Origin of the sequence: Bradyrhizobium jicamae, assembly GCF_018130215.1 — a bacterium.
Classification (GTDB): Bacteria; Pseudomonadota; Alphaproteobacteria; order Rhizobiales; family Xanthobacteraceae; genus Bradyrhizobium; species Bradyrhizobium jicamae_A.
The window spans coordinates 1-17485 of the sequence record NZ_JAFCKQ010000060.1 but is presented as its reverse complement, the minus strand read 5'-3'; the positions used below and the strand labels follow the sequence as shown (position 1 = coordinate 17485).

The 17485-nt window shown below is 61.2% G+C and carries 18 protein-coding genes and 1 pseudogene; 9 read left to right on the top strand and 10 right to left on the bottom strand.

The window, feature by feature from the left end; translation table 11 throughout:
• Window positions 1–126 precede the first annotated feature (126 nt).
• A complete protein-coding gene (locus JQ586_RS36040) occupies window positions 127–1155 on the top strand; it encodes an ABC transporter substrate-binding protein (RefSeq protein ID WP_212399397.1) in 1029 nt (342 codons plus the stop codon).
• A gap of 278 nt (window positions 1156–1433) precedes the next feature.
• Entirely contained in the window at window positions 1434–1958 is a 525-nt protein-coding gene (locus JQ586_RS36035) for a Cache 3/Cache 2 fusion domain-containing protein (protein WP_212399396.1), read from the top strand.
• Between the two features lie 751 nt (window positions 1959–2709).
• Here the strand turns inward: JQ586_RS36035 and JQ586_RS36030 are convergent.
• Window positions 2710–2871, bottom strand: coding sequence for a Flp family type IVb pilin (locus tag JQ586_RS36030; protein ID WP_212399395.1), 162 nt, complete (start codon window positions 2869–2871; stop codon window positions 2710–2712).
• A gap of 408 nt (window positions 2872–3279) precedes the next feature.
• On the opposite strand from JQ586_RS36030, the gene JQ586_RS36025 reads away from it, so the two are divergent.
• Window positions 3280–3627, top strand: coding sequence for a hypothetical protein (locus JQ586_RS36025; protein WP_212399394.1), 348 nt, complete (start codon window positions 3280–3282; stop codon window positions 3625–3627).
• A 346-nt stretch (window positions 3628–3973) separates the two neighbouring features.
• On the opposite strand, the gene JQ586_RS36020 is transcribed toward JQ586_RS36025, so the two are convergent.
• Both JQ586_RS36020 and JQ586_RS36015 read right to left on the bottom strand, forming a co-directional pair.
• Window positions 3974–5905 carry a serine hydrolase domain-containing protein gene (locus tag JQ586_RS36020; RefSeq protein ID WP_249148580.1) on the bottom strand — a complete coding sequence of 644 codons (1932 nt, stop codon included), beginning with the start codon at window positions 5903–5905 and terminating at the stop codon, window positions 3974–3976.
• A 163-nt stretch (window positions 5906–6068) separates the two neighbouring features.
• A complete protein-coding gene (locus JQ586_RS36015) occupies window positions 6069–6365 on the bottom strand; it encodes a helix-turn-helix transcriptional regulator (protein ID WP_212399392.1) in 297 nt (98 codons plus the stop codon).
• Between JQ586_RS36015 and JQ586_RS41655 the strand changes: the two genes are divergently transcribed.
• Complete coding sequence (locus JQ586_RS41655; protein ID WP_409334583.1) at window positions 6314–6586, top strand: tyrosine-type recombinase/integrase; 273 nt, start codon at window positions 6314–6316, stop codon at window positions 6584–6586. The genes JQ586_RS36015 and JQ586_RS41655 overlap by 52 nt on opposite strands.
• Window positions 6587–6628: 42 nt before the next feature.
• Here the strand turns inward: JQ586_RS41655 and JQ586_RS36010 are convergent, their stop codons facing one another.
• On the bottom strand, window positions 6629–7039 hold the full coding sequence (locus JQ586_RS36010; RefSeq protein ID WP_212399391.1) for a hypothetical protein: 411 nt from the start codon (window positions 7037–7039) through the stop codon (window positions 6629–6631).
• A 248-nt stretch (window positions 7040–7287) separates the two neighbouring features.
• Here JQ586_RS36010 and JQ586_RS36005 point away from each other — a divergent pair, with 248 nt between their 5' ends.
• The 3 genes from JQ586_RS36005 to JQ586_RS35995 all read left to right on the top strand — a co-directional run bounded on the left by JQ586_RS36005 (window position 7288) and on the right by JQ586_RS35995 (window position 9540).
• On the top strand, window positions 7288–7467 hold the full coding sequence (locus tag JQ586_RS36005; protein WP_212399390.1) for a hypothetical protein: 180 nt from the start codon (window positions 7288–7290) through the stop codon (window positions 7465–7467).
• A gap of 1026 nt (window positions 7468–8493) precedes the next feature.
• Window positions 8494–8817 (top strand): hypothetical protein, encoded by a 324-nt coding sequence (locus JQ586_RS41385; protein WP_212399389.1) that lies wholly within the window; start codon window positions 8494–8496, stop codon window positions 8815–8817.
• A gap of 480 nt (window positions 8818–9297) precedes the next feature.
• Window positions 9298–9540, top strand: a complete 243-nt coding sequence (locus JQ586_RS35995; RefSeq protein WP_212399388.1) for a hypothetical protein — start codon at window positions 9298–9300, stop codon at window positions 9538–9540.
• A gap of 291 nt (window positions 9541–9831) precedes the next feature.
• On the opposite strand, the gene JQ586_RS35990 is transcribed toward JQ586_RS35995, so the two are convergent.
• Window positions 9832–10053: a hypothetical protein gene (locus JQ586_RS35990; protein ID WP_212399424.1), complete on the bottom strand. Its 222-nt coding sequence runs from the start codon at window positions 10051–10053 to the stop codon at window positions 9832–9834.
• A 1628-nt stretch (window positions 10054–11681) separates the two neighbouring features.
• Here JQ586_RS35990 and JQ586_RS35985 point away from each other — a divergent pair.
• Window positions 11682–12053, top strand: a complete 372-nt coding sequence (locus tag JQ586_RS35985; protein ID WP_212399387.1) for a hypothetical protein — start codon at window positions 11682–11684, stop codon at window positions 12051–12053.
• Window positions 12054–12383: 330 nt separating this feature from the next.
• Here JQ586_RS35985 and paoC read toward each other — a convergent pair whose 3' ends face one another.
• From paoC to JQ586_RS35965, 4 genes are read right to left on the bottom strand one after another with little or no spacing between them, the layout of a single operon-like run.
• The gene (gene paoC, locus JQ586_RS35980) at window positions 12384–14588 is read right to left on the bottom strand and encodes an aldehyde oxidoreductase molybdenum-binding subunit PaoC (protein ID WP_212399386.1); all 2205 of its coding nucleotides are present in this window, start codon (window positions 14586–14588) and stop codon (window positions 12384–12386) included.
• A 3-nt stretch (window positions 14589–14591) separates the two neighbouring features.
• A complete protein-coding gene (locus JQ586_RS35975; protein ID WP_212399385.1) occupies window positions 14592–15542 on the bottom strand; it encodes a xanthine dehydrogenase family protein subunit M in 951 nt (316 codons plus the stop codon).
• Entirely contained in the window at window positions 15539–16183 is a 645-nt protein-coding gene (paoA, locus tag JQ586_RS35970; RefSeq protein WP_212399384.1) for an aldehyde dehydrogenase iron-sulfur subunit PaoA, read from the bottom strand. The genes JQ586_RS35975 and paoA overlap by 4 nt, the downstream gene beginning before the upstream one ends.
• Window positions 16184–16243: 60 nt before the next feature.
• A complete protein-coding gene (locus JQ586_RS35965) occupies window positions 16244–16447 on the bottom strand; it encodes a CsbD family protein (protein WP_212399383.1) in 204 nt (67 codons plus the stop codon).
• Between the two features lie 257 nt (window positions 16448–16704).
• Here JQ586_RS35965 and JQ586_RS35960 point away from each other — a divergent pair, with 257 nt between their 5' ends.
• Entirely contained in the window at window positions 16705–17109 is a 405-nt protein-coding gene (locus JQ586_RS35960) for a peptidoglycan-binding protein (protein WP_212399382.1), read from the top strand.
• Between the two features lie 118 nt (window positions 17110–17227).
• Here the strand turns inward: JQ586_RS35960 and JQ586_RS35955 are convergent.
• Window positions 17228–17485 (bottom strand): annotated as a pseudogene (locus JQ586_RS35955) (hypothetical protein); the annotation flags it as partial.

Below are 17485 nucleotides of genomic sequence, written 5' to 3'. Positions count from 1 at the left end.
AACTCGGCGAGCAGTACAGTTTGTGCCAGCTAGCGGAGTTACTCCGAAAGAGAGGTGGAACGCAGCCGGGCGGCGTTTAAGATTCAGGCTCCTGCTCCCACAGGCGTGATCCATGGAGGGAGGGGCATGCGACGGCGTGAGTTCATCACGGGGACGGCGGCCACGGCCGCGATGGGCCTTGCCCAGCCGACATTCGCCCAAACTGAAACCCGGTTGCCAGCCATCAAGCGCATCGCGATGGTTCACCCGTCCGAACCACCCGAGGGGCTCTCCATCAATGGTCGCCCAGCGTACCAGGCATTTTTCGGGGAGCTAAGTAAGCTCGGCTACAACGAAGGCCAAAACCTGATCCTGGAGCGGTATTCGGCATTCGGGCACAGCAATGGGTATGAAGATGTCGCTCGCGCCATTGTCGCAGGTCATCCTGACCTAATCGTCTCGCTCGGCGGCCCGGTTACACGCGTGCTCAAGCCGCTGACCGCAACCATTCCTATTCTGGCAATAACGAGCGATCCGGTTGCCGGTGGCATGGTCACGAACTTGGCCAAGCCCGACAGGAATATCACAGGAGCAACTACTGATGTCGGATTGGAAATCTGGGGTAAGCGCCTTGAGCTCCTGCGCGAGACCGTGGGCAAGCTAATAAATGTGCGGTTTCTGATGCCTCCTTCTTTGATTGCCTTTTGGGAAATGGCGGGAGGACCAGCAAGAGCGCTAGAAGCCGCACGACGAGATGGTATCGCATTCGGCACAGCATTGGTCGCCGAACCGTTCGACTGGCAAGACTTTGAGCGGAAGTTCAACGCAATGGCTGCAGAAAAGGTTGACGGTCTCATGGTCGGGGCCGTGGCTGAGTTCTTCACATACCGTCAGCTAATCGTTGACGCCGCTGCCAGGCATCATCTGCCTGCGATTTATTTCGCTCGTGAATGGGTCGATATCGGAGGATTGCTGTCCTACGGCTACGACACTGTGGCCATCATGCGTCGGATCGCGGATATGACGGATCAAATATTAAAGGGCGCGAAGCCGGGTGATATTCCGTTCTACCAGCCAACCAAGCTCGAACTGGTGCTCAATCGCACAACGGCGAGATCGCTCGAATTGGAGTTTCCGCCGTCATTGCTGGCGGCCGCCGACGAGATCATCGGCTGAGACGCGACTTCCGTTGCAGGCCCTTCGCGTCCGTTTGCGCGGCACGCGGAAACGTCCGAAGTCGAGGTGAGATCGGAAGTCACCCGCCATGGCTCAAACCGACGCTCATGATCCGGGGCGGTCATTAAGTTGCCTGTGGCTCCATCGCTGCCATGCATTGTGGTGAGCTGTCGCGCCAGGCTTGGCCCGTCGCTTCGACCACTTTGATTTGGATCAAGATTGCCCTTCGCAGACTGCGATATTCGTAACGCCCGTCTCTCATAGAGGGGTCCACTCACATGAATCGCAAGAGCTTTCTTGTTGGTCTCCTGGCCGCTGGTTGCTTCGTCGCAACATCCACGCTCATGACGAGTCCCGGCAACGCGCAAACGGACCCAAAAGTCGCGAAGGCCATGGCGATATTGAAGACCGAGACAGCGAAATTGGGCGCGCCCAAGGCCGAGGGGACCGTTCAGACAGCCGACAAGACGACCCCAGGCTTGTATTTTGGCTCAACCAAGGTGAACAACGACTTCACGATTGTCGACAAAGTCAAGGCTGAGGCCGGCGGCACGGCTACGCTGTTCGTAAAATCTGGTGACGATTATGTCCGCGTATCCACCAATGTGCCGGGCAGCGTACAGGGCCGGGCGCTTGGGACCATCCTGGACCCTAAGGGAAAAGCGATAGTGAATATCAACAAAGGTGAGGCTTTCTACGGCGAAGTCGACATCCTCGGCAAACCGTACGTGACCGGTTATGACCCGATCAAGGATGCATCGGGCAAGGTAATCGGCATCTGGTACGTCGGCTACGAAAAATAGGAATTCTCGACCCACGTCGGCACGGTGGCCTTCATCGACTTCGGCGCCGCGCCGGCGACTCAACATTCTGCGGGGGGCGAAGCCCCCCGATCTTCCGGTCGAGCAGCCGACCAAGTTCGACCTCGTGATTAACCTGATCGTGGCGAAGGCGCTCGGCCTCGACGCGCCGCCGACGCTTTTGCCCGCGCCGACGAGGTGATCGAGTGACCCGCCTAAATGGCCGCTTTGCCTATGAGCTCTGGAGGAGGACACAATTAGTGACGGGACGCTGTATCAGCGCTTTGATGGATATGACGAACGTGTTGAGTAAACCCTTTCGAGTTTTCAAATAGCTGTGCTCTCGCTGCGCGCCCCATGACATGAGGGCCTGCAGCAGCTTGGCCCGACGATCTGCATTCACCGATCGGAGGGGTGGGATATCGATGAGCGCCCTTACTCCATGAACATGATAATCCCGATAATGACGAGAGGGCTCAGCCCCAGCAGCACGATGCACGCGTACATTAGGTTGCCCATGGCTGCCCCTTTGCGCACAACCCGCTTGAAATACACGCGGACGGCGCTGGCCCTAGCCCAGGAAGGTCGTGGCAAAGATCCTGACGCCTCTGTGTCCGCACAAAAAGGGCCAAGGTTCATGACGTTGACCCGTATGGTTACGGATTATCTACGGGAGCGACTCGACCAAGTGCACTTTGTGCCAGACGCACATGGCCCCATGCGCCTCCGGTGTTCTCCAGCCGCGTCGTTCGATTTACTTCAACGAGGTGCTGATCGAGCTGAAGGTCGAGCTCAGTGCCGTGCCGACGCCGTTCACGGCAGCGATGATGGCGATGGCAATGCCGGTTGCGATCAGGCCGTATTCGATGGCGGTAGCCGCAGACTCGTCGTTCAGGAAGGCAACGCAGAGTTTCATGTGAGATGGCCTTTCCTACCCAATACAAATGGCTAGACACCCGCCCGTCCCGTTCCGAAACTCTGGCCGGACAACTCTTACGGTTGCGTAAATCGGCAATCGAGAACTGCGACCTATCCTTCGATGCAAGGCATTCGGGTATGCACGTTAGTGTGCAAATTGTTGAGTCCGCTGCCCGAGTTGCAGTCATCAGCTCATTCCAAAGACTATCACCTCGAGCTGTTGCGGACCCAGCACGGGGCGCGCACGATTGGAGCGCCTGTCCAAATCCCGGATAAGGCAACGGCCCCAGCACACGCCTGTACGCCTCCAGAAGTAGTGCTGGGGCCGTTCGACGGGTTCAGATTCCTTCATTTCCAGATGTTTCAGTCGAGCGCGGCAGGCTCCGGGATCTCCTGGCCGAGGACCATGACTACCCGGAATGATGTCTTCGGAGGCGCCTGCGAGCGAACCTCGACGATGAAGTTGTCGTCGTTCGCCGCAGAGGCTGAGACCGAGGTAGATCCGGATGACGATCCCACACCTGAAAGCGCCAGGGTCGCGATTGTCGGAGAACCGGAGCACGAATTCGACGAGCTTGCCAGCGTCCCCCCCGAAGAGACGCCAATGGCGGTCGAGGAATTCACGACCACGATGTTGACCGCGAGGCTGTTCGCAGCGGTGGCAGTCATCGCGGGACAGGTGACCGGGTTCGCGGTGTTCGTACTCGACGAGACGGCTCCGATCGGGCTGCTCGCGACCACCCCACTAAATTGACGCTCACCTACTTAGATGCTTGGGCTAGGCAGCCACAGTGGGCTTCCATGTCTCCCATTGAGAAAATACGAGCGTGTTTTTCATGTGCACGTAAGATGTAGACCGACCCCACTAAGACCGGGCCAAGAGTAGCTCGATGCGATGTCCGCCTCTGGACCCACACCGACGAAGTCCGGCGATCATCCGAAGGTCGGCTTCAGGGGATAGAGCGGAAAATCCGGTAAGGCGACGCAACCGTCGCTGATGGCCCTGAGCCGAAGTCGAGACCGCCACCATCTCGGGCCGCCGGACACCTGATGTTCGAGCAACGCAAGCTTCCGCCAATTTCATCAGCTGTCAGTGTGCCTTATTGTCCGAGTACGCCGCGTTGCTCCCATGGTCCCGGATTGATAACCGCGCCGTTGACTTTACCGGCTGCGTCTCTGACGAAGGCGATCCGCGTGTGATCGCCGCCCTCGACTTGGAATTCATCCTTTGAGCGGATCGCCACGGGCGTCGGCCGTCCCTTTTCGAAATCGAGGATTGACCATTGGCCTGTTGCCTCGACGACGAGCTTGCCGTCCACGCCACTGACTTGAAGCGCGACACTCTGCGCAGGAACCGCCTCCCGGGCAAAGGCAACAACGAGCGGACCGCTCTGCGTCACGCGGATGATCTTGAACTTGATCGCGGCGTTGACCGGACCTGAAATCCGACGAAAGGCCGCCTCCAAGGTCAAGCCCTTGATCGACTTGTCGTCGATCGCTGTGATGAGATCTCCCGCCATGACGCCTGCTTTCGCGGCAGGGCCGGTGTCGGCCAATTTGACCACCCTGAGGCCATCGGTGCCCGCGATAACGGACTCAAGACCGGTCCAGCCATTGCCGTCGGCGACCGAGGTCTGCCTGTCCAGCGAACTTGCGGACCCGCCGAAAACGTAGCGTCCGACATATTCGGCGAGCGCGCCGGCATTTCCTTGCCCGGAGGCAACCGGCGCCGGCGCTTCAGGCACATTCAGCGCCGCATAGGGCATGCGACGGATGGCGTCGAAATAGAAGCCGTTCTCACTGTGCTCGCTCCGCTGCATCATCATGATCAGGATCAGCTTCTGTGCCGGATCGATCGAGAAGAACGTGCCCCAGCTTCCCTGCCAGTTGAAGCTTCCGACTGCGCCCGGAATGTAGCTGAAATCGGGGCTGGTGCGGACTGCGAAGCCGAGCCCCCAGCCCGTACCGAAGGCCGGACCGACTTCATGCCCCGCAATGTGCATTTTGGGCGGCAGCGAATTCGTCGTCATCAGCCTGACCGTTTCAGGCTTCAGGATACGCACGCCGTCAAGCTCGCCGCCGTTGAGCAGCATCTGGCAGAAGCGCAGAAAATCAGGAACCGTGGAGACGATGCCTCCGCCGCCCGAGAAGAACGTCTGCGGCTTGCCGACGTCGCCATTCGCGAAAGGGGGTTGGGGCTGCGGTCCCGGCACGGCAACGAGACGGGCAAGCTTGTCCTGCGGTACCGAGAAGCCGCTATCGACCATATGCAGTGGCGCGAAGAGGCGGCTTTGCAGAAACTGATCGAAGGGCTGTCCCGACACGACTTCAATGACGCGGCCGAGCACGTCGTAGCCGATGGCATATTCCCAGACTTCGCCCGGCTGGTGCAGAAGCGGCAGGGCGCCGAGGCTCGCGACGAAGTCCGCGATAGGCTTGTCGCGCCGGAACGGCGCCCTGGCGCCGTACAGTACGTGAATCGCGGCTTTCTCAAATCCGGGATCGGCGTAGTCCGGCGAAGCATAAACGAGGCCGGACGTATTGCGCAGCAGGTCCCGGATCGTCATCGCACGCTTCGCCGGCTCAAAAATCTTCCGCGCAACATCCGAGAGGATTGGATCCCCGGTGACCGGATCCTTTTTGACGACCTGCATATCCCTGAGCTCCGGCAGATACTGGGCCACGGGAGCATCAAGTTCGAGCTTGCCTTCATCGACCAGTATCATGGTGGCGACGCTGGTGATTTGCTTGGACATCGATCCGATGCGAAAGATCGAATCCGGCCGCATCGGCATTTTCCTGTCGTGGTCCTCGAAGCCGGTGGCTTGCAAATAGGCGAGCTTGCCGCCCCGAGCGATCCCCACGACAAAACCGGAAGGATCGCCCTTTTCGCTCTGCGCTTCGAACCAGGAGGTCATGCGCGCCAGCCGCCGCGCCGAAAAACCGAGACTGTCCGGGTCACCGACGGTCTGCAAATCGTCGGCAAGCGCCGCCCCTGCCGGACAGAGTGTAAGCGCCGCCAATGCGGCCAATAGAACGACAAACCGCTGATTTCGCATGGGGAACCCCGTTGGCGCAGCTACTGCGAGGAAGGATCGCCATCAGCCTGTCGAATGTTTTCGATTCCTTCTCGCCGATTCCTGCAAACCGGCTGGCCGATTCCTCAACTCGACTGGCCTATCTTCAATCGATCGTTTACCGGGGCCGCATTTCCCGCCATGGCGAGGCGGCGAAATTCAGTTGGGGTAAAATTTGTCGCGGCCTTGAACCTGTGTCCATGGCAATTGTCAGCACCGGGACTTCTACTTGTTCGGGGTCGACCAGCGCCGCCTTAGCTTCCCCGATCCGGTAATGATTGAGAAACGCATTGAAATTGCGGTAGCCGAGGCCCTCATTGATGAGCTGCCGCAACCGGTAGTCCGGCACGCCCAACTCGGCGGATAGCAATCCAATCGTCAATCGCTCACGCCGGTAGATGCGCTCGACGGTCATCAGCTGTTCCAACCGGCGCAAGAGAGCCGGTTCAATCGTGGCAGGCTTGCTCTGATCGTCAGACGCCTTGGCTGGCGCCCCGAAGCGCCTGCGGCTTTGCCCTGACCAACAAGGGCCACGATACCCGAGCGCTCCAGGCTTACCTGGGACACAAAAATATCCAGCACATCGTCGGATATACCGAGCTGGCAGCCGACCGGTTCAAGGACTTCTGGCGCTGAGGTTCGCCGCCAAGGGTCGCGAGCGACCCGCGGCCCCTGGTGTCAGCCGGCGACCTCTTCGCGTCCAAGGAACAGGCCGATAATGGTCCCCACTAGCTGACAGGCCGTAAGAAAGATCGGGTCGCGGGCTGCGTACTCGAGGAGGATAACTCCTCCGAGAAAAATAATGCCCAGAGTGCTGACCACGTAGGAAATCGCAGACGGGTCCGCGCTTTTCAACCACGAGCATGTGATCAATAACCCCAGGCAGCCAATGGCACCCGCTGTCATCAACTCCAGTGGACCTTGCACGAAAAAATAATTGAAGTACTCGGGCAGAATCGACAAGTCATGGGCCCAAGAGTTCAAAAATCCAATGATGGGACTCGCCACGATCACGATAGCGCAGCAGACAATGATGCCCAGGACTGTGGTGGCGCGATTGAATTTTCCGCTCGGTTTGGAGATTTCCATGCTAGCACGCGGGCCCTGCCGCACTCAATTTCGCTTGATGTAGTTCGACGCGTCAAGCCCAGGGCCTGAGCGCCCCCTCACCCCAACGCGGCAGCCGACGGCAGTCCCGCGCAAGAGACCATAGGACCGCCGTGTTGCGGGGCAGCGGGGCGCGGCACGTGCGGCAGCTCACATTCGCCGGAGTTGTCAGTTGCTATTACGGCTTTGGCGAGAATGGCTCGCTGGACACAAACACAATGGAGTATCAAATGAAGAAGCACGTGAAAAAGACTGCCCTTGCTGAGATGCAGTCTTACGAGTTGTCCTTGAACGAACTCTGCGAAGTGTCAGGCGGTGATGGCCGTCCGCAACACCTGACTTTGTCGAGCCTCCAGGATGATTTCATAGCGATGATGGCATCAGCCAAAGCAGCAGGCGAGTACAAATAGCGTAGGTCGGAGCAGCCCCCCTTGGATGGTCGCTCGTCCAAGGAGGGGGCTACGAAATGCGATGCCTCGGCAAACCAGGCGAGCATCGCAAGGGACCGTCAACGCTGGTTCTCGTCGCGACCTTTCTGGCGGTCGTGGCCTTGGCCCTCGCGGCCCAATGGGTCGCATCTCCAGGTCGCAGCCACGTTGAACTGAAGCGGCATCCTTAATCTGCGACACCAATTGCAGTGATGCTCTGACGGAACAGAGCTGTTCCCAGTCGCGCTATTTAGTGCCGCGGACGTCGCCCGCGGCGACATCACGGTCAAGGATTGCGACGACGCGATAAGCATCGTCAAGCCGATTGCTAACCACGGCGGCACGCAAACGTTCAACACTATCCTAATCACTTCACTTCAAGTGATGCCCTAGGCCTTGGAGTTGGTGCGCGGCCCGAGCCCGAGGTCGCGCCGTGCGCCAATCTGCGAACGCTCTGCCAGTTCCCTCGGTAAGGATAATGCCGAATTTAAGCGCCGGCCACCTTGCGCGCACCGGGCGTTTTCATTTGGATAGGTTGTGCGGTAGCGCCTCGCGCTATCGCTGCCCTCCTTGGGCGTTTCCTCCCTTGGGCCGTTTGTTCATTCAAGCGGCCCGATCTTTCGATGGGCAAAGGGCAGGTTGCGACAATGGCATTTCGGCTCGAGGTTAAGAATATTTGCCCGCCTCCCAATCCCTATACGTGGGAGATTTACGTGGACGATGAGCTTCATTGGTTCGCGTCCTCGACGACCTTTTTCAGCTCGCCAGCCGAGGCGGAAGCGGTTGGCCGAGCCGCGCTAGAGCGGCTTCGGAGCAGCAAGGCGGATTTCTACGGAATCTGACCTAGGTCGTCCCCACGCGGACACGACGCCCATGACCAAAATGGGCTTCCGGTGTTCTCCGGGCGTGAACAAGTTTCGGACCTCATAAATAACTCAATAGTCGAGCGCCGTGGCACCCGCATAACAGGGCAAGACGGTCCCGGCCGGCGAAAACTGGTTTCACGAAGTGAAGTATGACGGCTATCGCCTCCGCGCCGAGCGCGACGGAGACCGCGTCCGGCTGATCACCAAGGGCGGCAACGACTGGGCCAAGCGCTATCCGTGGATCGTGGAAGCCGCGCTTTCGAACCGACAGAAGCAGTTCGAGGCATGGCCGCGACACCTCAACGCCAGCCGCGTTTATCCTCGCGCATTCGACGTAGAGTTCGGCACTCCACAGGGGAAATTGATTCAGATCCACGGCATCGCCGCGGCTGCGGTGACAGATCTACGCCGGCGGCGTTTGCGGACCGGGAGTTTTTATTTATTGCTGAAGTTCAGTCTGCACTAGCCTATCAGGTTCCGTCGAGCGTAGACTTCAACTCCAACGCAGGAGTTGTGTCATGGGCAGTGACCTGCTTGAAAGCGTTTGCATTGTGCTGCTCGGGTTGAGCCCGGTCGTCATCCTCGGCTTCGTGATTTTCGTGTGGTAACCCGCAACCTTGGCCCGCGTCCAAATCCGGCCGGCAGGTGGCCCCAGCAAAGCCTCCTCCTGACCCCCAAAGCAGTTGCCTAGCGGGCCAAAGGTTCATGGCACCGGCCCCGTGTGATTCCGGTACTCCGTGTGAGCATGGGAAGAGCTGCCCGAACCGCGTCTAGGATCGAGTCATTTCGAGCATCTAGATTTGAAATCCGTTGTTTCATGCCGGGAAGCTTCATGCTGAGTGCCGTGTCGACCGCGGCAATTGCCTCTTCAAGCTCTAGCCGACACCGAGCGATATCCTGCTCCGTGGCTGAAGTTGCCGGACCAACCGGCGCTTAGCGGAGCCTGATGGAAGACGACAACGACGAATTCTGGACTGACGAGCGGCGAATGCGGATTCGCGAAATGCTTGAGCATGAAAACATCCGCCACGACCAACTCCGCTTTCATGTTTTCCCGGGAGCGCTGCACGAGCCGGAGCCGTCGTCACAGCGCAAGCCGTCACGGCGGCGGACCCTTCTTTTCTGCCTTTTCCTCTTCCTCGTCGCCTGTCTCGCAATCGGATCGTTGTGTTTGGTTCTTGACTTCTGATGCGGATGAAAGGTGAGAGGTTAGGCACAAAATCGCCGGCGCTGGGGCGCAGCCTACCCCGCTATTCATTTGGCTCGCTGGGTTGGCTTTGATGCCGAATACCGCGGACCGTGTAGCCCAGCGGCAGTGTCCGTGACTTGAGCTGTCCCGCTGGCCCCAAAAAGATACGCCGCCGGGCTCGAAATGCGCTGTCCCGGCGGCGCCCTGTCTCAGGCTGGGCTGCCAAATCCCGGCCAGGAAACACATCGCAGCGGCTGTGCCAGTCCCTTCGTGCGCCGGCCATCGGCGGCGTTATTGCATGCGCTCGCGTAGCTTCTTGATGATCTCCCGGAGGCTGTTTGCATACTCCTCGATGATCCGCCGCGCCTCTTCCAGGCGCGTGGGGCGCGTCGTCTCATCGTCCGGTTCGACGGGTTCGCGTTCCTTCATTTCAGGATATTTCAGCCGAGCGCGGCGGGCACCTTGAGATAGATCAAAGCGGCGTGCAGTTTGTGCCAGCCGCGCATGGCCCAATTGGGCCTCTAGAGGCCATTGGTGAAGGCGCCGAGCCTGCCCAAAGCCCTATTGCAGAGGCGGGCTCACAACCGCGCTCCCGCGTCTCACTTCGCTGTTCGTGATCGCGCGCAGTTCCACCTTCACCCGCAAAGGCCATGCCGTTGACATCAAACAGGTCGGCTGCGGATCAGTGGGGAACTGTCCTAATTCGGACACACTCTGGAACAAACTAGGACACTGCGAATTGTACGTATAATTACACCATCGGTAGAAAGGCCTCGACGCGCTAGCCCCCGTCGGGGCCTTTCGCTGTCTGGGCACGCAAAAACGCCGTCCGCTTAAATCTATCGCGGACGGCGGTTAGCTAGCCCCAGGAGGAAACGGCAAAATCCTGATGGGTATTAGTGTGCACGAACCGGGCCAAGGTTCATGACCCAAATGGGTCTTGTGCCCCGTATGACTCCGGTACTCGGGGAAAGTGGCCGGGGAACGTCTGGGATCGGACCCATCGCAATCCCGATCATTGCCAACCGCGTCGGAAGCGGTCGGGCTACCGATGAGGTCCGCTTACCCCGATAGCGGTTGCACACTGCAACAACCGCTTTTCCGATCATCTAAGGCAAGCGGCGTCGGATGTCGCAAGCACCTTGGTGCTTGCTGTACAACTCCAACCACCGCGCCTGATTGGGCGGGAACGACCGCTCATCAAGCTCCCAGTCTAAAAGCCGCCCATGTTGGTCCACCGGCGGTTCCGCGTCGAGGCGCTCAAACTCCCTCGTTTCCGCATAAGTCAGGCCCATCAGGACCGTTCGACCAAGAACGTCGCGATCGTACGGACCGCCGCATCTTGAGGAAAATGCCATTGTGAAATCGGACTGCTTGAAAAACGCCAGTCTACGCCACGGTTTTACCAAGGCAATTGCAGTCCGGGATTAACCTCAACTCACAACCCTAACGGAGCAGGAGAAGCTGACAAAGGCCGTCCTGATCTACGTGGACAAGACCCGCGGAGAAACGGATTACCTCAGAGTGTTCGGGACCGAGAACGCGGCCGAGACCTGGCTGGAAGAAAACGATCCTGCAGGCGTGGTGTTCTTGTACGAAGTTTTCGAGTGAACTGCATTGCCGGTTTTCTCCGGTCTTGAGCGCGCCGCAGCACCCGAAACGGCCACGACTGGAGCAAAAGATTTCAGCTGATCACCGGGCCGCGCTGCGAAACCGCTGCCATCGGTCCGTACTCGACAGCGAGGCGGTGCTGCTCCGCGTTTATGGCCGCTCGGACTTCAACGGCCTCACTCACGCAAGCACGACGCCGAGGTCGAGCTCCATGCGTTTGACATTCTCGGGATTCGAGGGCCTCGCTCCAAGCGCCGCCACCGCCCCTATCCGGCCGCTCAAAAGATCAGGCCAAGGTGAAAAATCGGAAGCACCCGGCGATGGGCCGGACGCTGGACGACCGGCCATGACGGCCCGCTAACGATGAGACAAGGCTGAATCGTCATCGCGCTTGAGCTTTTTGTTTGAGCATGATCTTTTCGGAAAACCGCTACACATTTTTCCGGATCATGCTCTAGTGCCGCGGATACCCGCGCCGGTGTTTTCCTCTGTTTATAGGCTCGAGTGACCTGATCACGGAGTCGCTAGCGATGCACTGGTGGTTCTTTGCCGCTGCCGCGATCGTCCTCATCGTCTGGGTCGCACTTGTCGCTCGTCGCCGCCGCAGGGATGCACTTTACGACGCGGACCTGAATCGGCGCGTCAACAATCGTCTTGAGAGCGTCGTTCTGGTGCGCCGCGGGGACGATTCCGGATTTCCGGAGCTGATCGAGATCCCGCCCGAAGTCGCGCAGCAGTTCCTTGCCGACATGCAGGCTTATCACTCCGAGCACGACACCCTGCGCCGCGACGAGATCGCCTTCCGCGCTCGTCAGATCTTACTCCAGCATGTACCGGCAGGTGCGACGCTTCCGCTCACCGACGTCGAGGAGATCTTCGAACGGTTGAAGTCGGAGGGATGAAAAACGATCGTTCCGGCCGGCTTTTCCCGAATGGCCACCCCGCACTGTATCCGCCCCGCCACATGCAGAATGTTCCGCTTGCAGGAACAGCAATTCGGACTCCACTGATCGGAAGCCTTGCGGCAACCTCGACCTACCGGGGCTGGAAGTATCGTACATTGCACTGACAGACAATTTTCCCGGTCAGGCCGCAGCGCGCAATGCTTTGCGGCCTTTTTTCCTGCCCGCTTCGCGCGATCGTCGCGAGGTCACCGTTGGGCATGAAATCAAGCTCGGTCGATTCTCCGTCGGGTCTAAGGCGTGACGCAAGGAGCGACCGCCGGGCGTTGCTCAGGCGGCCTCCAGTTTGTCGAGCAATTTGTCGATGGTGATCGGATACTCGCGAACCCGGATTCCTGTCGCGTTGCAAACCGCGTTGGCGACGGCCGCGGCGACACCGCAGATGCCGAGTTCGGCGACGCCCTTGGCCTTCATCGGCGACGAGATCGGATCGGTTTCGTCGAGGAAGATCATGTCCTGGTGCGGGATGTCGGCATGGACAGGCACTTCATAGCTGGCGAGATCGTGATTGAGGAACAAGCCATGACGCCTGTCGACGATCAAATCCTCCAACAGCGCCGCGCCGACCCCCATGGTCATCGCGCCGATCACCTGGCTGCGCGCTGCCGTGGGATTCAGGATTCGTCCCGCGGCACATACCGCCAGCATCCGCCGGACGCGCACCTCCGCAGTGTCGATGTCGACGCCGACCTCGACGAAATGCGCGCCGAACGTCGATTGCTGATAGGTCTTGGCAAGGTCTCCGTATTCGATGGCGTCCTCCGCCACGAGCCCGCCCTTGCCGGCGGCCTGTGCCAGCGGCACGCTGCGGTTGCCCATTCGAACGACGCCGTTCTCGAATGCCGCTTCCGCAGAGTTGAAGCCGAGTTTCTGCGCGATGGCCTCACGCAGCTTGACGCAGGCGGCGTAGACACCGGCCGTGGAATTGTTGCCGCCCCACTGTCCGCCCGAGCCGCATGAGACCGGAAAATCGGAGTCGCCGAGCCGGACCACGACGCGGTCCAGCGGCACGCCCATCATCTCGGCCGCGGTCTGCGCGATGATGGTGTAGGAACCGGTGCCGATATCGGTCATGTCGGTCTCGACCGTCACCCTGCCGTTCTGGTCGAGGTGCACGCGCGCCGCGGATTTGGTCAGGAGATTGTTGCGGAACGCGGCGGCAACGCCGATGCCCACCAGGGATCGTCCGTCGCGCACCTGCCCGGCTTGCGGATTGCGCCGGCTCCAGCCGAAACGCGCAGCGCCTTCGCGCAGGCATTCGACGAGTTGACGCTTTGAGAACGGCCGCTCCGGATGCTCGGGATCGACCTGGGTGTCGTTTCTGATGCGCAGTTCGATCGGATCCATGCCGAGCTTCTCGGCGAGCTCGTCGATCGCGATTTCGAGCGCCATCATGCCGGAAGCCTCGCCCGGCGCGCGCATCGCGTTGCCCTCGGGCAGGTCGAGCTCCGCCAGCCGCATCGCCGTCATCCGGTTGGCACCGGCATAGAGCAGCCGCGTCTGGTCGACCGCGGTCTCCGGCTCGCCGCCTGCCACGTTGCCGGACCAGCTCTCATGGCCGATCGCGGTGATCCTGCCGTCGCGGTCGGCGCCGATCCGGATGCGCTGGATCGTCGCCGGCCGATGCGTGGTGTTGTTGAACATCAGCGGGCGTTGCAGGGCCACCTTGACGGGGCGGCCTGCGGCACGGGCCCCGAGCGCGGCGAGCAGCACGTCGGCGCGCAGGAACAGCTTGCCGCCGAAGCCGCCGCCGATATAGGGCGAGATCAGCCGGACGTTCTCCTTCGGAAGGCCGAGCGTCTTCGCCAAGTCGGTCGCGCCCCAGGCGATCATCTGGTTGGAGGTCCAGACCATCAGCCTGTCGCCTTCCCACGCCGCGACCGAGGCATGGGGCTCCATCATCGCGTGTCCCTGATCGGGAGTGGTATAGGTGGCATCGAGCTGGACCGGAGCCGCGGCAAACGCCGTCGCAAAGTCGCCCATCGCAGTGTCGGCGGGACCGCCGATCTTGGGATCGGGAGTGAAGGCCGCATCCTTCGACCGGGCAAGATCGAACCGGCCATCGCCCGGCGCGTATTCGACCCGCACCAGCTGGGCAGCGGCGCGCGCCTGCTCGAAGGTCTCGGCGACGACCACGGCGACCGCCTGGTGGTAGTGCGCAATGTCGGGACCGCCAAGCAGGGGCGCCGCGTTGCGCTCGCCCTTTGCGAGCTTGCCGGCATTCTCGGCGGTCACAATGGCGAGCACGCCCGGCGCCGTCCTGGCTGCGGCGAGATCGATCGCGTTGATCCGCCCCTTCCCGATTGCCGACCCCACCACATAGCCATAGGCCTGGTTCGCCACGAACTCGTGCCGTTCATAGGCATAGGGTGCGGTGCCGGTCGTCTTCAGCGGCCCCTCGATCCGGCTGGTCGGCCGCCCGACCACCTTGAGCTGGTCGATCGGATTGAAGGTGGCGGGATGTTCGAATCGCATGCCCTAACCTCTTGCCTCGCGCAGCACCGCCGACAGCGTTCGTTCGGCGAGCGGCAGCTTGAATGCGTTGTCCCGCGTCGGCCTTGCATCGGCGAGCAGGCGTGCAGTGACGGCCTTGGCGCCACGCGGCAATTCCGCTTCCGCCGCCTCGACGCGCCATGGCTTTGGCGCGACGCCGCCGAGCGCGACACGGCCCGAACCGTCGGGCTGCACGATCGCGGCGACCGAGACCAGCGCGAACGCATAGGACGCGCGGTCGCGAACCTTGCGATAGGCCTGCACGCCGCCGACGGGTTTGGGCAGCGCCACGGCAGTGATCAACTCGCCCGGTGCAAGCGAGGTCTCGATATCGGGGTGCTCACCCGGCAGCCGATGCAGTTCAGCGATCGGGATGGTCCGCGTGGCCCCGTCGGGCCGCACCGTCTCCACCACAGCGTCGAGCGCGCGCATCGCAACCGCCATGTCGCCCGGATGAGTCGCGATGCACGCTTCGCTGGCGCCGATCACCGCGTGCTGCCGGCTGAAGCCGCCGATTGCGCCGCAGCCGCTGCCGGGCTTGCGCTTGTTGCACGGCAGATTGGTGTCGTAGAAATACGGACAGCGGGTCCGCTGCAGCAGGTTGCCCGCGGTGGTCGCCTTGTTGCGCAATTGGCCGGAGGCGCCCGCCAGCAGCGCGCGCGACAATACGCCATAGTCGCGGCGCACGCGCCCGTCTGCCGCCAGGTCCGTGTTGCGAACCAGCGCCCCGACCCGCAGGCCGCCGTCCGGCATCGCTTCGATCCGGTCGAGCGCGAGACCGTTGACGTCGACGAGATGCGCCGGCGTCTCGATCTCCAGCTTCATCAGGTCGAGCAGATTGGTGCCGCCGGCGATGAATTTCGCGTTTGCTGTCTGCGCGGCGGCCGCGGCGGCTGCGCCCGGCGACGTTGCGCGCTCATAGCTGAACGTTCTCATGCGCTCCTCCCTGCGACCTCCTCGATCGCCTCGGCGATGTTGGAATAGGCGCCACAGCGGCAGATGTTGCCGCTCATGCGTTCGCGAAGCTCGGCGTTGCTCAAGCGCACCGGGGCGTTGAGATCATCGGTCACGTGGCTCGGGATGCCGGCCCGGACCTCGTCGAGCACCGCAACGGCCGAGCAGATCTGCCCGGGCGTGCAATAGCCGCACTGGTAGCCGTCATGCTTGACGAACGCCGCCTGCATCGGATGCAGTCGCCCCGGCGAACCCAACCCCTCGATCGTGGTGATCTCGTCGCCCTGATGCATCACGGCGAGCGTCAGGCAGGAGTTGATGCGGCGCCCGCCGACGATGACGGTGCAGGCGCCGCACTGGCCATGATCGCAGCCCTTCTTGGTGCCCGTCAGATGCAGATGCTCACGCAGCGCATCGAGCAGCGTCGTTCTGGTATCGAGCTCGAGCTCGCGCAGCTCGCCATTGACGGTAACGGATACCTTCGACATCGCAGGTGCTCCCCGCTTGAGAGTTTCGGCAGTTGCAGGCGGGGGCGCGCCGGCAACCGACGTTGTCGTCAGCGACGCGGCGCCCGCGATCAACAGCGCTCGACGGGACAGTTCAGTGCTGGATGTCGTTTGCACAGGCGTCTCCCGCTTCAGGGAACAACATCCGCGTGCTCGGCTCACGGACGTACGCCGTGATCACCACTTCTGGCGACCGTACCATTCGTTCACTTCCTTGGTCGCCTGATCCTTCGCGTAACCGTAGCGGTGCTGCAGGCGTCCTTCGAGCTGCTCCTGCTTGCCGTTGATCACGTCGAGGTCGTCATCCGTGAGCTTGCCCCATTGCTCCTTGACCTTGCCCTTGACCTGCTTCCAGTTGCCTTCGACACGATTCCAGTCCATCGCCGTCTCCCTTGATGAAGATGAGACCGACCAACAGAACAGCGGAGGCTTCGTTCCTTCGGGTTATTCCGGATGCGACCCTGGCGGATCATGGAACGGCTGCCGGCCATTCACACCCGGCAGCAACCTTACGACATTTTCACCTTGCGCATGCCGCTGTTCCAGCAACAGCGCGGTTCAGCATGCGTTGACCCTAACGCCACTCACAACAAGGATGCACCATGAGAACAATAGCCATCGCCCTGCTTACGACGTCAATGCTGGCCGCACCGGCCGCATTCGCGGCACCCAACAATCAGCAGCAAGGGCGGCAGCAGACGCAACAGAGCCAGCAGAACGCGCAGGACCAGCAGAAGAACCAGCAGAATGCACAGGACCAGCATCAGCAGCAGCAAAACGGCCAGCAGCAATCTGCGCGGAACGAACCGATCGCGCCGCGGAGCCTGTCGAGACATGAGGTGCGACGGGTACAACAGGCTCTCGACAAGGACGGTTTCAAAGCCGGGCCGACAGACGGCCGCTGGGGCAACGAAACCCGGAACGCCGTGAAGCAGTTCCAGCAGAGCAAGCAAATCCAGGCGACGGGGCAGCTTGATCAGCAGACGGTCGCCGACCTCGGGCTGGACGCATCCAGGCTCCAGCAGCGGCAAGGCCAGAAGTAACGGCCTTGGACCTGTCCACTGACAGGCAGCTCTCCGGCGCGATTCTCCTCTCTCCTCCGGAGAGCGCCGCGGACCCCAAGCTCGGCTCCTGAGCTTGGGGTCTTTAACTTCGGGACAGTCAGTCGCTGAAAGTCAGCGCAAACATGAAGATTCTCCGGAACAGGCCGGCCATGGCAACGATGCGAACCAATGTGGTCGCGTTCCTCAGATCCATCAGGAACCCGGCAAGTGCGACAGCCATCACCACCGCAACAACGAGACCGAGCGCGAAGTTGCCGGCACCGAGGGGCAGGTAGGCCGCACTTGCCGCAAGACCAACATCAGGAAGGTCGAAGCGGCGCCGGCACTTAATTCCTTTCTGCAGGAACATCGCAAA

Bases quoted from the DNA above. Each gene is read 5' to 3' on its own strand.
- JQ586_RS36025 (WP_212399394.1), top strand. From the start codon at position 3,280: ATGACTACCCGGAATGATGTCTTCGGAGGCGCCTGCGAGCGAACCTCG.
- JQ586_RS35995 (WP_212399388.1), top strand. From the start codon at position 9,298: ATGGAAGACGACAACGACGAATTCTGGACTGACGAGCGGCGAATGCGG.
- JQ586_RS35965 (WP_212399383.1), bottom strand. From the start codon at position 16,447: ATGGACTGGAATCGTGTCGAAGGCAACTGGAAGCAGGTCAAGGGCAAG.
- paoC (WP_212399386.1), bottom strand. From the start codon at position 14,588: ATGCGATTCGAACATCCCGCCACCTTCAATCCGATCGACCAGCTCAAG.
- JQ586_RS36040 (WP_212399397.1), top strand. From the start codon at position 127: ATGCGACGGCGTGAGTTCATCACGGGGACGGCGGCCACGGCCGCGATG.
- JQ586_RS35985 (WP_212399387.1), top strand. From the start codon at position 11,682: ATGCACTGGTGGTTCTTTGCCGCTGCCGCGATCGTCCTCATCGTCTGG.
- JQ586_RS36005 (WP_212399390.1), top strand. From the start codon at position 7,288: ATGAAGAAGCACGTGAAAAAGACTGCCCTTGCTGAGATGCAGTCTTAC.
- JQ586_RS36030 (WP_212399395.1), bottom strand. From the start codon at position 2,871: ATGAAACTCTGCGTTGCCTTCCTGAACGACGAGTCTGCGGCTACCGCC.
- JQ586_RS36035 (WP_212399396.1), top strand. From the start codon at position 1,434: ATGAATCGCAAGAGCTTTCTTGTTGGTCTCCTGGCCGCTGGTTGCTTC.
- JQ586_RS36015 (WP_212399392.1), bottom strand. From the start codon at position 6,365: ATGACCGTCGAGCGCATCTACCGGCGTGAGCGATTGACGATTGGATTG.
- JQ586_RS36010 (WP_212399391.1), bottom strand. From the start codon at position 7,039: ATGGAAATCTCCAAACCGAGCGGAAAATTCAATCGCGCCACCACAGTC.
- JQ586_RS35975 (WP_212399385.1), bottom strand. From the start codon at position 15,542: ATGAGAACGTTCAGCTATGAGCGCGCAACGTCGCCGGGCGCAGCCGCC.
- JQ586_RS35960 (WP_212399382.1), top strand. From the start codon at position 16,705: ATGCTGGCCGCACCGGCCGCATTCGCGGCACCCAACAATCAGCAGCAA.